The 14,249-nt window shown below is 71.5% G+C and carries 12 protein-coding genes and 1 riboswitch; of the genes, 5 read left to right on the top strand and 7 right to left on the bottom strand.

The features are described from left to right. Positions 1-57: 57 nt before the first annotated feature. From K8640_RS28240 to K8640_RS28220, 5 genes are all read right to left on the bottom strand, one after another. Positions 58-1,953 carry a sigma 54-interacting transcriptional regulator gene (locus tag K8640_RS28240; RefSeq protein ID WP_223749902.1) on the bottom strand — a complete coding sequence of 632 codons (1,896 nt, stop codon included), beginning with the start codon at positions 1,951-1,953 and terminating at the stop codon, positions 58-60. Between the two features lie 30 nt (positions 1,954-1,983). Then, positions 1,984-2,997 carry a tetratricopeptide repeat protein gene (locus K8640_RS28235; RefSeq protein WP_223749901.1) on the bottom strand — a complete coding sequence of 338 codons (1,014 nt, stop codon included), beginning with the start codon at positions 2,995-2,997 and terminating at the stop codon, positions 1,984-1,986. Then, complete coding sequence (locus tag K8640_RS28230; RefSeq protein ID WP_223749900.1) at positions 2,994-5,027, bottom strand: serine/threonine-protein kinase; 2,034 nt, start codon at positions 5,025-5,027, stop codon at positions 2,994-2,996. The genes K8640_RS28235 and K8640_RS28230 overlap by 4 nt, the downstream gene beginning before the upstream one ends. A gap of 32 nt (positions 5,028-5,059) precedes the next feature. Further along, positions 5,060-6,157 carry a 6-phosphofructokinase gene (locus K8640_RS28225; protein ID WP_223749899.1) on the bottom strand — a complete coding sequence of 366 codons (1,098 nt, stop codon included), beginning with the start codon at positions 6,155-6,157 and terminating at the stop codon, positions 5,060-5,062. Positions 6,158-6,298: 141 nt separating this feature from the next. Next, on the bottom strand, positions 6,299-6,781 hold the full coding sequence (locus tag K8640_RS28220) for a hypothetical protein (protein WP_141330997.1): 483 nt from the start codon (positions 6,779-6,781) through the stop codon (positions 6,299-6,301). A gap of 173 nt (positions 6,782-6,954) precedes the next feature. Between K8640_RS28220 and K8640_RS28215 the strand changes: the two genes are divergently transcribed. Next, entirely contained in the window at positions 6,955-7,638 is a 684-nt protein-coding gene (locus K8640_RS28215; RefSeq protein ID WP_255653529.1) for a hypothetical protein, read from the top strand. Positions 7,639-7,803: 165 nt separating this feature from the next. Here K8640_RS28215 and K8640_RS28210 read toward each other — a convergent pair whose 3' ends face one another. Beyond that, a complete protein-coding gene (locus K8640_RS28210) occupies positions 7,804-8,223 on the bottom strand; it encodes an acyl-CoA thioesterase (RefSeq protein ID WP_223749898.1) in 420 nt (139 codons plus the stop codon). 125 nt (positions 8,224-8,348) lie between these two features. Next, positions 8,349-8,587: riboswitch (cobalamin riboswitch) on the bottom strand. Between the two features lie 118 nt (positions 8,588-8,705). On the opposite strand from K8640_RS28210, the gene K8640_RS28205 reads away from it, so the two are divergent. From K8640_RS28205 to K8640_RS28190, 4 genes are all read left to right on the top strand, one after another. Continuing rightward, the gene (locus tag K8640_RS28205; RefSeq protein ID WP_223749897.1) at positions 8,706-10,046 is read left to right on the top strand and encodes a S1C family serine protease; all 1,341 of its coding nucleotides are present in this window, start codon (positions 8,706-8,708) and stop codon (positions 10,044-10,046) included. After that, positions 10,034-11,002, top strand: a complete 969-nt coding sequence (locus K8640_RS28200; protein ID WP_223749896.1) for an FHA domain-containing protein — start codon at positions 10,034-10,036, stop codon at positions 11,000-11,002. The genes K8640_RS28205 and K8640_RS28200 overlap by 13 nt, the downstream gene beginning before the upstream one ends. Positions 11,003-11,090: 88 nt before the next feature. After that, a complete protein-coding gene (locus K8640_RS28195) occupies positions 11,091-12,194 on the top strand; it encodes a DUF4130 domain-containing protein (RefSeq protein WP_223749895.1) in 1,104 nt (367 codons plus the stop codon). A 154-nt stretch (positions 12,195-12,348) separates the two neighbouring features. Next, entirely contained in the window at positions 12,349-13,155 is an 807-nt protein-coding gene (locus tag K8640_RS28190; RefSeq protein ID WP_223749894.1) for a hypothetical protein, read from the top strand. A 16-nt stretch (positions 13,156-13,171) separates the two neighbouring features. Here K8640_RS28190 and K8640_RS28185 read toward each other — a convergent pair whose 3' ends face one another. After that, the gene (locus K8640_RS28185) at positions 13,172-14,152 is read right to left on the bottom strand and encodes an aldo/keto reductase (RefSeq protein ID WP_223749893.1); all 981 of its coding nucleotides are present in this window, start codon (positions 14,150-14,152) and stop codon (positions 13,172-13,174) included. Between the last annotated feature and the right edge of the window lie 97 nt (positions 14,153-14,249).

The following is a 14,249-nucleotide window of genomic DNA, read 5'->3' as shown; positions in this document are numbered from 1 at the left end:
TGTCCCTGGGTGCTCGCGCCGTCGTCGAATCCATCCGCGGTGTGTCGGGCGCCGCCGTCAGAGCAGCTCCTCGCCCTCCTCGGGGGGCAGCGGCCGGCCGGTCTTCTCCGCCTCCAGCTTCTCCAGGTGCCGGAAGATGGTGCGAGGGTCCACGCCCAGGTCCTTGGCCGTCTTGGTCCGGTTGCCGTTGTTTCGCGCCAGCACTTCGTTGATGTAACGCTTCTGGAACTCTTCCTTGGCCTGGAGCAGCGGCATGATGGGGTCCAGGTTCTCCGGCTTGAGGTCCAGGTCGTCCGGGCCCAGCAGCGGCTTGTCGGACAGCACGACGGCCTTCTTGATGCGGTTCTCCAGCTCCCGGATGTTGCCCGGCCAGCCGTACTTCTTCATGGCCACCGCGGCGGACGGGGTGAAGCCCTTGGCCCGGGAGCTGAACTCACGCGAGTACTTCTGGAGGAAGAACCGGCCCAGCACCACCACGTCCTCGCCGCGCTCGCGCAGCGGGGGCAGCTTCAGCGTGACGACGTTGAGGCGGTAGTAGAGGTCCTCGCGGAAGGTGTTCCGCTTCACCTCGTCCTCGAGGACTTTATTGGTCGCGGCGACGACGCGGATGTCCACCGGCTCGCCCCGGTTGTCGCCGACCTTGTAGACGATCTTCTCCTGGAGCGCGCGCAAGAGCTTCACCTGGAGCTGCAGCGGCATCTCGCCAATCTCGTCCAGGAAGAGCGTGCCGCCGATGGCCGCCTGGAACTTGCCCGCCTTGGTGGCCACCGCGCCGGTGAAGGCGCCCTTCACGTGGCCGAACAGCTCGCTCTCCAGGAGGTTCTCCGGGATGGCGCCGCAGTTGATGGTGATGAACGGGCCCTTCAGGCGCGGCGAGCGGCGGTGGATCTCCCGGGCGATGAGCTCCTTGCCCGTGCCCGTCTCGCCGGTGATGAGCACGGAGATGTCCGTGGGCGCGATCTTGTCGATGCGCTTGTAGACGTCGCGCATGCCCTGACAGGCGCCCACGATGTCGCCGTAGCGCTGGTCCTCCAGCTTGCGGCGCAGCTCCGTGTTGTCCAGCTTGAGGTCGTTGACCAGCATCGCGTTCTGCAGGACGAGCGACGCCTGCGCCGCGAAGATGGTGAGCATGTCCGCGCTCTTGGGCTCGAACCGGTTCACCAGCCGGTCGTTGCCCACGTAGATGACGCCGAACAGGTCGCCCTTGTGCATCAGCGGAACGCACATGACCGAGTGCACGCGCAGGTTGACCACGGACTCGCTGGCCTTGAACTCGGGGGCGTCCACCGCGTCCGCGACGATGAGGGGCCGCTGCTCCTTGACCACCTTGGCGATGATGGAGTCGGACAGCTTCTCCACCGCGTCCTCGATGTTCTCGCGCGCCACGTTGCGCGCCACCTTCACGCGCGGGTCTCCGCTCTCCATCAGGATGAGGAAGCCCTTGTCGGCGCGCGTCACCTCGATGGCCTCGTCCATCAGGCTCTCGAGGATGCGCTCCACGTCGTAGAGCGCCAGCAGCCGCTCGCTGAAGGCGGTGAGCCGGCGCAGCATGGCCAGCTCGCGGCCGGGTACCCCGGGCAGCTCCGTGGTGTGTGAGTCCGACGTGTCCCTGGTCGCCGGCGCCTCGCGCTGCGCCGGGGCGAGCGTGGAGGGCGGGGGCGCGCGCGGGGCGTCCTCGCGGGAGAACTTCAGCTCCGTGTTGCCCACGCGCAGCACGTCGCCGGTGGCGAGCGCGTGGGTGTCGCGCTTCTTGCCGTTGACCTGCACGGTGGCGCCCAGGGTGCCCACCTCGTAGCGCGTGCCGTCGAAGGTGACGTGCAGGGCGCTGTCGGGGACACCGGGGTCGTCGAGCGCGATGTCGTTGTCCGCGCTGCGGCCGATGCTGGTGATGCGCTTGTGCAGGGCGATCTCGCGGACCTTGCCATCAGGACTGCGGACGGTGAGGCTGGCCATAGGGCTTCACATACCTGGAGGTTGAGGGGCTCAGAAGGTGAGGGACAGGGCGACGCCGCCGCCGCCGGAGGTGGGGTACACGCCCACGCGCGCGGTGGTGCGCGGCGGGGTGGCGCGGGGAGTCAGGACCTCGGAGCGCGGCGTGTTTCGCGCCGGAGGCTCGCGCGTCTCCACGGTGGTGCGCACCACCTGGTCCTCGTGGTGGTACAGCGCGTCCACCACGCCCAGGGCGTAGATGGTGTAGAAGCCCGCGGCCGAGGCCAGCTTGAGCAACTGCCAGGTGTCTCGCTGGCGCTCGCGGCTGGTGGGGATGAAGCGGATGGTGATGGAGGCCTTGCCGTCGTCATCGAGCACGTTGTCCAGCTCGAGCGTGCGCTCCTCGAAGAGCGACTCGTAGGCGAAGTAGGAGATGACGCTTGTCACCGCGAGCACACCCTCGGTGGCGGCGAAGACGATGCCCAGGCTGTTGCGGCCCTGCTGGAACTGGCCCGCGCCGAACGGGACGAAGTTGACCAGGAAGTTGCGCTTCTCCACGGTGCGCACGTTGACCTGGCTGGCCAGCTCCTCGGCGCGGCGGCGCAGCACCTCCGCCTCCACGCGCTCGCGCTCGCGGCGCTCGGTCTCCGCCTTCTCGCGCTCCTGGCGCAGCCGGCGCTCCTGACGCAGGAACTCCAGCTCGTTGGTCATGTCGTCCTTGATGCCCTCCAGGAAGGCCACCGCGGGGGGCGGGACGACGAACGGGTCCAGGCTGAAGTCGGGGTCCAACCGGAGCAGGGCGCGCAGGTGGCGCGAGGCCTCCTCGGTGCGGCCCAGGTTGAACGCGGCCAGGCCCGCCAGCTTGTGCAGCTCCACCAGCTCGTCCTCGCCCAGCCCGCCCCGGTCGATGCGCGCGCCGGCGCGGTCCAGGACCTCGGCGTACTTGCCGTACTCGAAGCTGGCGCGCAGGGCCGTCACCTCCGGGTCCCCGGTGTCCTCCTGCGCGAGCGAGGCGGCTGGCGTCCACAGCACGAGCCAGAGCGAGATGAGCGCGAGCCCACGGTTCATTCGGGGGACAGGCTCCCGGCCACGAGCGTCGGCTCTCCCGGGCGCAGCTGCACGACGCGGCGCTCCGTCTTGTAGCCGGGGTGGGAGATCTCCACCGCGACGGTGTGGAGGAAGCCCGCGGGGCCGCGCGGCGCGCGAATCTCGAACGGGTGCTGGACGCTGTCGCGGGCGGTGCGCACCTGGTCGCCCACGCGCACGGTGGCCTCGGCGGGCGTGTACTCGAGCGAGAGCGGTGACGGCTTGGGCTGGGCCCCCAGGTGGAAGCGGTTCTCGCCGTCGGACTGGACCTCGATGTCCTCCTTCACGTCCAGGCAGTAGTCGCAGGAGATGGTGACGGTGTGGCGCCCCGGGGACAGCTCCACGTCGTGCTTCGACAGGGCCTGGGCGCTCGGCGCGCCGTCGCCCACGCGGATGACCCCGAAGGGCCGCACGAGGATGGTGGCGAAGACCTTCTTCGCCCCGGGCTGCCGTCCGGCGACGCGCTCCTCACCAGGGCCTCCCACCGCGCGCGCATCGTCCGCGGCGCGAGGTGTGCCGCCCACCGCGCGCGGACCGCCCGTGCGCGGGGAGGGCCCGCCGGGGACCAGGGACAGCGCGTCGGCGCGGGTGCCCGGCGCCTCGGTGGGAGGACTCTTCGACGCCATGCCGCGCGAGCCCTCGCTCCGGGGCGACGGCGTGCGAGTGCCTGGACCCTCGGGGGCTCGCGGCAGCGCGCCGGGGGCCACGCCGGTGCCCGTGGGCGCGGCGGGCCCAGCCCCGGTCGGGTCGGTGGAGGAGGGCGCCGTCGCCTCGGGGCCGCTCGGCTCGCGGCCTCCGGACGTCATGGACGGGGGCGTGGAGGGCGTGCTCGCCTCGGGCGGATGGAACGCGGCGTCGGCGGGCGCGTGGTACAGCTTGTAGCCGCCGAGGCTCACGGCCGTGAGGGACGCGAGCCCCACCGCGAGCCGGATGCCGCGCCGTCGCCACTTCCGCGCGCGCTGCGCCCGCTGGATGCCCTTGAGCAGCCCCAGCGCCCGCGCGTTCTGCGCGTCCAGCGCCAGCACCTGGTTGAGGCAGCCGAGCGCGCGCGGCGTGCGCTTCTCCGCGAGCAGTCGCTCACCGCGCTCCAGCAGCGACGCGACGATGCGCTGGCGCGCGAGCTTCCGGTACGACGGCGGGTCGGCGAAGAACGACACCAGCTCCTCGCCCACGCGGGCGAAGCCCAGGCCCGCCAGGTAGTCCGCGAGCGCGTCGCGCAGCTTGCCGGCGTCAGGGTAGCGCTGGTTCGGGTCCCTCTGCAGACAGCGCGCGCAGATGTCCGCCAGCTCATCCGACAGACACGGGACGCGGCGGCGCGGGTCCTCGTAGTCGCCGTCGAGGATGCGCTTGAGCGTGGCCGTGGTGTTGGGCGCGGAGAAGGGCAGCCGGCCCGTCATGGCCGCGTAGAACATGATGCCCACGCTGAAGACGTCCGCCTCGGGGCCGGCCTCCAGGCCCTCGATGATCTCGGGGGACATGTGCGCGGGCGAGCCCACGAGCGTGCCCGTCACCGTCATCCGCTCCTCGATGTCGAGCAGCCGCGCGATGCCGAAGTCCATGAGCTTGAGGATGCCGTCCTCGCGCACCATGACGTTCTCGGGCTTCAGGTCGCGATGGATGACGCCCGCCTCGTGCGCATGCGCGAGCGCCGCGGCCAGCTCGTGGATGACCATGGCCGCCAGCTCCGGCGGATCCATGGGCCCCTCGTCGAGCACCGTCTTGAGCGTCTGGCCGCGGATGTACTCGGTGACGATGAACGCGTCCTGCGCGTCCGCGGCGGAGAAGTCGAACACCTCGAGGATGTTGGGGTGGTGCAGCTTGGCCACCGCGCGGGCCTCGCGCGCGAGCCTCCGCCGCGACTCGTCCTTGCCCGCCAGGTGGGGATGCAGCACCTTCACGGCCACTTCACGGTCCAGGGCGGTGTCGAGCCCCTTGTACACGACGCTCATGCCCCCCGAGCCGAGCTGCTCGAGGATGCGATAGCGACCGATATGGCGGCCGACGAGCGTCATGACGTGTGCGGCGAAAGTGCCTTCCCCCTCCCTCAGTCCCCGAAGCTGATGCCCATGCTCTTCGCGAAGCGCACCAGCTCACCGGAAGGGTCCACCCGGCGCTCCTTGCGCGACTCGCTCAGCGGTACCGCGACAATCTCTCCGGCGCGCAGGGCCACCATGTGGTCCCACTGTCCATCGCGCACCAGGTCCAGCACCTTGCAACCATAGCGCGTGGCGAGCACGCGGTCCGCCGCGCTCGGGCTCCCGCCACGCTGCAGGTGGCCCAGCACGTTCACGCGGATCTCCGCTTCCACGTGCTGCGCCAGCAGGTCCGCGCACACCTTGCCGGAGCCGCCCAGCCGCACCACGCCGCGTCCGGGCACGTCCTCGGCCTTGTCCAGCACGGCCAGCGTGCCGCCCACGGGGAAGGCGCCCTCGGAGATGGCGATGATGGAGAAGCTGCGGCGGCGCGTGGCCCTGCGGCGCAGCTTCTCCACGATGGACTCCACCCGGTAGGGAATCTCCGGGATGAGGATGACGTCCGCTCCGCCAGCAAGCCCGCTCTCGAGCGTGAGGAAGCCCGCGTGCCGGCCCATGATCTCCACCAGCATCACCCGGTCGTGCGCCTCCGCCGTGGAGTGCAGCCGATCCAACGCCTCCGTCACGATGAGCCGCGCGGTGTCGAAGCCGAACGTCTGGTCCGTCCCGCTCAAGTCGTTGTCGATGGTCTTCGGACAGCCCACCACCTTGAGGCCCTTCTCACTGAGCCGGTGGCCGATGGACAGCGTGCCGTCGCCGCCCACCGCGATGACGCCGTCGAGCTTCAGCGCCTCGCAGCGGCGCAGCACGGCGTCGGACACATCGCGCTCCACCCAACGTTCCCCCTCCCTGAAGGCGTAGATGAACGGGTTGGCGCGGTTGGACGTGCCCAGGATGGTGCCGCCCTTGGGGAGGATGCCGCGCGTGTCCTCCTCGGTGAGGGGACGCGTGAGGTCGGGCTCCACCAGGCCCATGTAGCCGTTCTCGATGCCGACGAACTCGTGGCCGAACTCGTGCGTGCCCCGCTTGACGAGGCCGCGGATGAGCGCGTTGAGCCCGGGGCAGTCTCCGCCACCGGTGAGGACTCCGAGTCTCAGTGAACGGGCCATAGGGGTCGGACGCGGGTGTCAGAGGCAGGAGTGCCCACCATGACAGCGACGTCGGACCTGATGATAGGAGGCCCCCGCGCTGGGGTGCAACGCGCGAATCACCTCACGGATCGGATTTCCGAGTGGAAACGCGAGCTTCCATCAGTCCCGCTTGAGGCGGCGACGAGAGGCGACGCGGTCCAGCAGGGCCTGCAGACGGGGCTGGGGCGCCTTGGGCAGCGCCTTGTCTGTCGGAGATTGTAGGGGCATCTCCTTCGCCATCCGGTAGACCTCGATCAACCGCTCCTTGAAGAGCTCGTTGTCGGGGCGCTCCTGGACGGCGCGGCGGTAGGCGGCGGCCGCTCCCACGTAGTCCCCGAGGGCGAACAGGCGCTCACCCTCCTGGGCGGGTGAGGAGGGGCCGAGCGGGAGCTCAGGCTCCTCGGGCGGTCGGGAGGCCTCCAGCTTCTGGAGCTCCAGGGGCTGGAGGGACTCGCGGAGGTTGGCGAGCTTGTCGGCGAGCGCGCCGTCGTCCGGGAAGGCCAGGAGGAGCGCCTCATAGAGGTCGAGCGCCTCGACCAGCTCTCCACGGCGCAGCGCTCGGTCGGCGCGAGCCTCCATCTCCACCCGGGCTGCAGGATTCATCTCGGCGCGAGGTTACCCGTGCCCGACGGGGATGTCACAACGAAGGCGCGCGGGCCTGACTTCACGGTGAGCCGGGCCGGTGGGCCTCATGCCCGTGAAGCCGTGTCTTCTGGGTATCCATGGGTTCATGCGGCCTGGCGCGTGAGTGGCCGCGTCCGGGGCTCGGGGGGCCTATGCTGCGCGGTGTGAGCCTCTCGTGGGTGGCAGGCGGGTGGTTGTTGCTGTCGGGCGCGCTCGGGACCGAGCTGCGGCGCGACGGCTACGTGCTGCGTCCGCCCGAGGGCTTCCACATGGTGCGGTGGGAGCCGTACACGGGCTCGGTGGCGGGGGCGGTGACGTTGGACGCGGAGACGCCGAGGTCCTTGTCCGCGGCGCTCGCGGATGGCGAGGGCCCGGAGGCGGCGACGATGTTGGTGTCGGTGGTGGAGCGCGGCTTCTCCGCGAGCCCGTCCGAGCGTGACGACTTCGCGTCGGCGGTGATGCAGCACTTCCAGCGGGAGCTGGGGGTGGTGCTGTCGCCGGAGCGCGTGGACCGGATTGGAGGCGATGCGCCGCGCGTGGAGGTGCTGGGGACGCTGCGGGACGCGGGGCAGACGCGCACGGTGCTGGTGGCGGGGCTCGCGTCCGAGGGGCGGCACGCGGTGGTCGTCGTCAGCGCGCCCGCGGTGCGCTGGGAGGTGCTGGCGCCGAGCGTCCGAGCCTCGCTGGAGACGTTCCGCCTGGAGCCGACGACGACGCCTGGCGTGGTTCCCCGGCGCTTGTTGGGCGCGCTCGCGGGGGCGCTGGCCGGTGCGCTGGTGGCGTCATACGCGGCGTGGCGCCGGGGGCGCGCGGGGCGGATGGCCTCCGAGTCGTGACGACCGCGCGGCTCGCGCACGAATGAATCCCCGGTGGCGCCCTGGGCGGCGCCGCGAGCGGGCCGCCTCGGAGGCGGGCGGGTCCCCGCGTGATGCCATCTGCTGGAGTGCGCGCCGGAGCCCGAGGAGCCGGCCCCGGCGCGGATTGCGTTTCAGGGCTTCACGTCACTGCGCACCCGGCTCGGGCAAGAGCGGGGGCACGGCGGTGGGCTTGCGGTGCTCATCCAGCGCCACGAGCACGAAGCGCCCGCGCGTGCACAGCTCCCGCGCGCCCGTGAGCAGGTCCTCGGCGAACATCTCCACGTCCACGGTGACGGAGGTGCGGCCCGTCGCCGTCACGCGGCTGACCAGCTCCACGAGCTGCCCCTGCTGCACGGGCATGTGGAAGTCCACGCGCTCGCTGGACGCGGTGACCACGGTGCGGCGCGTGTAGCGGCTGGCGGTGATGAACGCGGACATGTCCATCCACCTCAGGGCCTGACCTCCGAAGAGGGTGCCGTAGTGGTTGGTCTGATCGGGGAACACCATGTCCACCATCCGCGTCTCGGTGGCGGAGGAGGGGAGGGACGGCTGCATGTGACTCATGGACGGACTCCTGGCCCACGGGCCTCCCCGGACATGAAGACCTCCGAGGGCGGCGGTGGGCCGCGAGGGATGGCCTGACCTTCCCGCGAAGGCCGGGGGCGAAGCGCCACCCGGGGCGCTGTCCGCGTCCCAGATGGGCTCGAGGCAGGTTTTCGGGCTCCGTGGGCCTCCCACCACCCGCCCCTCATCGCGGCGCGTGCTGGCGTCCTAGGCGCCGTCCCTTCCCAGCCCTCGTCTGCCGAGGACCAGTGCGTTCGACGGCGTTCGTTCCCACTGACCGCTGCGGGGCAGCTCCGGATTCACACCGGATTCCCTTGCTAAACCTCGTGGACCCCCACGAGGCACCTCGGGCGGGGCGGACCCTACCCGCTGCCCGGCGCGTCGCCAACAGGGCAGGTGGGTCGACGAGCGCACCGGAGGCCTCATGCCCCGCCACTCGGTACCCCCGCGCGCGCGGCGCTGGGATAGCGTGCGCCGCATCCATGTTCGTCTTCCTCCTCGTCGCCGTGCTGGGGCAGGCGCCGGCCGTCGCCCCATCCGAACCGGGCGCGCCCTCCGCCGTCCGAAGCCAACCCGACGTCGTGCCCGCTCCCGCGCCCGAGCCGCCTCCGGCCGTGTTGCCCCCGGCCACCCACGAGCTCTTCCAGCGCATCCAGAACCGCGTCGCCCAGGTGCGCATCATCGAGCGCCGCTCGGGCACGCGCTCCTCCATCGGCTCCGCCTTCTTCGTCTCGGGCGACGGGTACGCCATCACCAACTACCACGTGGTCTCCGACGTGGTGCTCCACCCGGAGGACTACACCGCGCAGCTCGTGCTGCGCACCGGCGGGGAGCCCGTGCCCGCGCGCCTGGTGGACGTGGACGTGGTGCACGACCTGGCCGTCATCCGCATGGATGAACCGGTGAAGGACTACTTCGTCCTGGAGGACCGCGAGCCGCCCCAGGGCGCGCGCCTGTTCGCCATGGGCAACCCCCATGACCTGGGCACCACCATCGTCGAGGGCACGTACAACGGCTTCATCCAGGACTCGCTCTACGAGCGCCTGCACTTCAGCGGCGCCATCAACCCGGGCATGAGCGGCGGCCCGACGCTGACGGGGCAGGGCACCGTGGTGGGCGTCAACGTGGCCACCATGGGCAACCAGCTGGGCTTCCTGGTGCCGGTGCACCGCGCGAGGACGCTGCTCGGCCGGGCGCTGAAGATGGCGCCGGACGCGACGCCCGCGCTGCTGGAGACGGTGCGCGCGCAGCTCATCGAGAACCAGCAGCGGCTCACCGAGCAGATGCTCGCGGCCTCGCTGCCGAAGCAGGCCCTGGGCAGCTACCACGTCCCGGGGCGGTGGATTCCCTTCCTCAAGTGCTGGGGCGACACGCCGCATGACCCGGAGGTGCCGTACACCGTGACGAACTACCAGTGCTCGTCCGAGGAGGACATCTACCTGTCCTCGCGGCACCGCACCGGCGTGGTGGCCTTCCTGCATCAGCAGGCCTCCAGCCAGGAGCTGGGCGCGCTGCGCTTCTCCGCGCTCTACACCGCGCTGTTCTCGCAGGACCCGGACACGGTGGAGGCCTCGCGCGAGGACGTCACCAACTTCCGGTGCACCTCCGAGTTCGTGGACGTGGGCGGGCTGCCCGTGCGCGCGGCCATGTGCCTGCGCGCGTACAAGCGCTTCCCGGGGCTCTATGACCTGGTGCTGCGCGCCGCCGCGCTCAACGCCAGCACCAGCGGGGTGGACACCAGCCTCACGCTGGGCGGCTTCACGGCGGACAACGCGCGCAAGCTGGCGCGCCGCTACCTGGAGGGGCTGTCGTGGACGAAGTGATCTTCCTGGAGGTGTTGGAGGGTGACTCCGTCCACACGCGTCACCGGCTGGATCGCTTCCCGGCCACGGTGGGCCGCGCGTACTCGAACGACGTCATCCTGGATGACCCGAAGGTCTCCGCCGAGCACCTGCGCATCGACCGCCGCGAGGACGGCGCGCTCGTGCTGCGCGACGTCGGCAGCGACAACGGCACATGGCGCGTGCAGCCCTGGACGCAGCTGGCGGAGCTGGAGCTGGCGCCCGACACCCGCGTGGCGGTGGGGGACACGGTGCTGCGCTTCCGGGCCCGCAACCACGCGGTGCCGCCCACGGTGGTGAGCACCGTGTCCGGCGAGCCCCGCGAGCGCGTGTTCGAGCACCCGCGCGCCTTCCCCGTGGCGATGCTGTCCCTGCTGCTGTTCAGCGCGCTGGCGTCCTACCTGGGCAACTACGCGCGCACGGACTGGGGCGAGCTCACGGTGGCCCTGGTGATGCCCCTGACGCTCACGCTCCTGTGGGCCGGAGGCTGGGCGGTGGCCAGCCGCATCTCCCGTCGCCACTTCCACTACCGCGCGCACGCGACCATCGGCGCGCTGGTGCTGCTGGGCGCCGTCGCGCTGCCGCTGCTGGTGGCCGCGCTGGGCTTCAGCCTGGGCCTGGGCGCGAGCCTCTCCTGGGTGTACCACGCGACGTTCCTGCTCCTCATGGGCTGGGGGCTCTTCTGGCACCTGCGCTACGTGGCGCGGTGGGAGCCGGCGCGGCTGGTGCGGGTGCTCGTCGTGGTGACGCTGGCCTTCGGCGCTGTGTCGCGGGCGAACGATTTGCTGGGCAACGAGCCCTTCAGCACGTCGCTCGACTTCTCCCGCACGCTGCTGCCGCCCGTCTTCCGGGTGGCCCGCGCCCAGCCCGTGGAGTCCTTCTTCGAGGACCTGGACGGGCTCCAGGAGCAGGTGGACGCGCTCGCCAAGGAGGAGTAGCGCGCGACGACGCCCTGGGTGGGCTGGCGGTGTCAGACCTGGAAGGTAGCCTGCGTCGCTCGGGTGGTCGAGCGACCAGGAGGTCCAGGTGCGAGTGAGCGTGGCGCCGGAGCTGTCGTCGTTCCGGGAGGTGGCGCGTGGGTTGTTGGTGCGCGGCATGCCTCCGGACCGGGTGGAGTTCGAACAGGGGCAGGGGGCGTGGACGCAGTGGGTGGACCCGCTCCTGTCCGGTGGTGGCGCCCGGGCCGTCCCGGCGCTGCCCGCGGACTTCCTGTCCCTGGCGGAGAAGGTGGTGTGTCACCGGGATCCGGAGCGCTTCGCGCTGCTGTACCGCGTGCTGTGGCGGCTGACGCACGGTGAGCGGCGCCTCCTGGAGAAGGACGCGGACCGGGACGTCCAGCGGCTGCGGCGCATGGAGCGCGCGGTGCGGCGGGACCTGCGGGAGCTGGTGATTCGCGTCCGGTTCCATCGCGCCGCCTCGGATGGAGAGGCGCGCCATGTCGCGTGGTACCGGCCGGAGCACCTCGTCGTCCGGCTGGCCGCGCCCTTCCTCGTGGGGCGCTTCCCCTCGCTCCACTGGAGCCTCTTCACGCCGGACGCCAGCGCGCATTGGGATCGGGCGAGGCTGTCCTTCGGCGCGGGGCTCGTGTTCCCGGAGCCTGGGCCCTTTCCGGCCCGCGCCGCGTCGCCGGACCCGGTCCACGCGCGGCCGCGGGTGTTGCTGCTGGGGGACGTGCCCGGCACCCGGGAGGAGGGAGACGCGGCGTGCTTCGTGGGGCCCTCGGGCCGGCTGCTGGAGCTGGTCCTCTCGCGCGCGGGGCTGCGGAGCTCGGACCTGCGGGTGTCCCGGGCCCGCTGGCCGGGGCGTCGCTCGGGCGCGCTCAGCTGGCCGGAGACCCGGGCCCTGCGGGAGGAGCTGGCCTCGGAGGCGGCGCGGGTGCGTCCCCGGCTGCTGCTCGCGTTGGGCGGCGCCGCGGGGCAGGTGCTGCTGGGACCGGGCTTCCGGCTGGACGTGGGGCGGGGGCGGCTGGTGCCCTCCGAATGGGCTCCCGGCGCGCTGGCCACCTTCGCGCCGTGGGACGTGCTGCGTCGGCAGGACCCTCGCGAGCGCGCGGAGGCCCGCATCCACTTCGAGGCGGACGTGCGCGCCGCGGCGCAGTGGCTGAAGAGCCCGGAGGCCCTGGGCTCCTGAGCGGGCGCACGCGGGCGGCCTCGACAACGCGCGAAGCCGCCCTCCATATCGACAGGGCTCCTGGATGATTGCCTTCCGGAGGGCACTGCAGCCGGGCGCGTGAGCGCGGTGCTAGCCTCGACCTGGCCCAGGTGCGCTTCTCGGAGGGGACGCCATGCGTCGTTCAGCCCTGACCCTGTTGTTGCTGTTGTGCGCCGCGTGCGCGCGGACCTCGTCGGTGGTGCCGCGCCGCGGCCCCCCCGTCACCGTCGTCCCACCGGAGCTGGCGCTCGAGTCCGGTGACTCGCCCTGGGCCATCTCCATGCCCTTCGGCCTCGCGCAGGATGGCAGCGCGCTGGTGCTGCGCTTCCTGGAGCGGGCCGAGGCGTCCGGCGCGCGCTACCTCAGCAACGTGCAGGTGGTGTTCGTCGCGGACGACGCGGGCACGTCCATGGAGTGCCGGACGAACCTGATGCCGGAGGGCACCATCCCCCCGTGGAAGCCGCTGATCCGCACCGCGATGGCCGCGGGCGAGTACGCGCCGCTGAAGCTCGTCAGCCGTCCCGTGCCGGACGTGGTGGTGAGCTGCCAGGAGACGTGGGCCGTCACCATGGTTCCCCAGGCCGTCCGCGTGTCCAACGTGGGTGGCGCGCACCCGGGAGAGCTCACCATCGGCGGCAACATGGTGCGCCGTCCAGAGGTGCGCTGCGGGCCGGTGGCCACCCTGCGCCTGCTCACGCGCTACGCCTTCGAGGACGCCGTCGGCTACGTGCCCCCGCGCATCGAGCGGATGGGCGAGCACCGCCCGGAGCTGAAGCTCCAGGAGACGGAGGCGGAGTGCTACCCGAGGGACCCGGCCTCTCCCGGCGTCAACCGCATCGAGGCGATGGCCTATGGCGGCGCCGGACCGCGCGCCGCGTTCCTGGACGGCCCCATGACCCCGATGGAGGCGCCCAGGTCCGCACCTCAGATGGACCTCTGAGGTGCCCGCGCGCGGCTCACATGCCGCGCAGCGCGTGGGGCTGGTATGGCGCCTCGAGCTGCTGAAGCTCCTCCGCCGTGAGCTTGAGGTCCACGGCGCGCACGGCGTCCTCCAGGTGCTCCGGCTTCGTGGCGCCGATGATGGGCGCCGTCACCACCGGCCGTGACAAGAGCCACGCCAGGGCCACCTGCGCGGGCGGCACGTTGCGCGCCTCGGCCACCTTCCGGTTGGCCTCCGCCACCTCCCAGTCACCCGGCTGGTCATACAGCACGGGCGCGTACGCATCCGTCTTCGCGCGCGTCGTGGAGCTGCGGTCCGTGAGCGACTTGCGGGAGCCCGCGAGCAGCCCGCGCGCCAGGGGAGACCACGGGATGACGCCGATGCCCTCCGCCTCGCACAGGGGCAGCATCTCCCGCTCCTCCTCGCGGTAGACCAGGTTGTAGTGGTCCTGCATGGACACGAAGCGCGACCAGCCGTGCAGGTCCGCCACGCCCAGCGCGCGGGCGAACTGCCACGCGAACGTGGACGACGCGCCCAGGTAGCGCACCTTGCCCTGGTTCACGAGCTGATCCAACGCCGCCAGCGTCTCCTCCAGCGGCGTGTGCGGATCCATCCGGTGGATTTGATACAGGTCGATGGTCTCCACCCCCAGGCGCTTGAGGCTCGCCTCGCACGCCTGGACGATGTGCTTGCGAGACAGGCCCCGCATGTTGGGCCCGTCCCCCATGGGGAAGTACACCTTGGTGGCGAGCACCACCTCCTCCATGCGCGCATACCGTCGCAGCGCACGACCCGTCACTTCCTCACTGACTCCCAGCGAGTACATGTCCGCGGTGTCGAAGAAGTTGATGCCCAGCTCCACCGCGCGGCGGAAGAAGGGCTGGGAGGCTTCCTCGTTCAGGACCCAGGGTCGCCAGGAAGGCGTGCCGTAGCTCATGCAGCCCAGGCAGAGGCGGGAGACACGCAGGCCGGTGCGGCCCAGCTGTGTGAACTTCATGAAGTGCTCCTCTCGTCGGTGACGCGGGCCGTGAATATGCAACCTGCGAGCGCCGATGTGCTGGGTCATTCGTGATGACACGCCTTTTCTGGATGCT

The organism is Myxococcus sp. XM-1-1-1 (assembly GCF_020037095.1).
Taxonomy (GTDB): Bacteria; Myxococcota; Myxococcia; order Myxococcales; family Myxococcaceae; genus Myxococcus; species Myxococcus fulvus.
Note: the sequence above shows the minus strand (reverse complement) of the source record. Positions and strands in the feature narration are given on the sequence as shown.

What these genes read in the sequence shown, in the direction of transcription:
- K8640_RS28215 (WP_255653529.1), top strand. Translation starts at nt 6,955, where the DNA reads ATGCTGCGCGGTGTGAGCCTCTCGTGGGTGGCAGGCGGGTGGTTGTTG.
- K8640_RS28235 (WP_223749901.1), bottom strand. Translation starts at nt 2,997, where the DNA reads ATGAACCGTGGGCTCGCGCTCATCTCGCTCTGGCTCGTGCTGTGGACG.
- K8640_RS28185 (WP_223749893.1), bottom strand. Translation starts at nt 14,152, where the DNA reads ATGAAGTTCACACAGCTGGGCCGCACCGGCCTGCGTGTCTCCCGCCTC.
- K8640_RS28230 (WP_223749900.1), bottom strand. Translation starts at nt 5,027, where the DNA reads ATGACGCTCGTCGGCCGCCATATCGGTCGCTATCGCATCCTCGAGCAG.
- K8640_RS28225 (WP_223749899.1), bottom strand. Translation starts at nt 6,157, where the DNA reads ATGGCCCGTTCACTGAGACTCGGAGTCCTCACCGGTGGCGGAGACTGC.
- K8640_RS28190 (WP_223749894.1), top strand. Translation starts at nt 12,349, where the DNA reads ATGCGTCGTTCAGCCCTGACCCTGTTGTTGCTGTTGTGCGCCGCGTGC.
- K8640_RS28240 (WP_223749902.1), bottom strand. Translation starts at nt 1,953, where the DNA reads ATGGCCAGCCTCACCGTCCGCAGTCCTGATGGCAAGGTCCGCGAGATC.
- K8640_RS28205 (WP_223749897.1), top strand. Translation starts at nt 8,706, where the DNA reads ATGTTCGTCTTCCTCCTCGTCGCCGTGCTGGGGCAGGCGCCGGCCGTC.
- K8640_RS28220 (WP_141330997.1), bottom strand. Translation starts at nt 6,781, where the DNA reads ATGAATCCTGCAGCCCGGGTGGAGATGGAGGCTCGCGCCGACCGAGCG.
- K8640_RS28210 (WP_223749898.1), bottom strand. Translation starts at nt 8,223, where the DNA reads ATGAGTCACATGCAGCCGTCCCTCCCCTCCTCCGCCACCGAGACGCGG.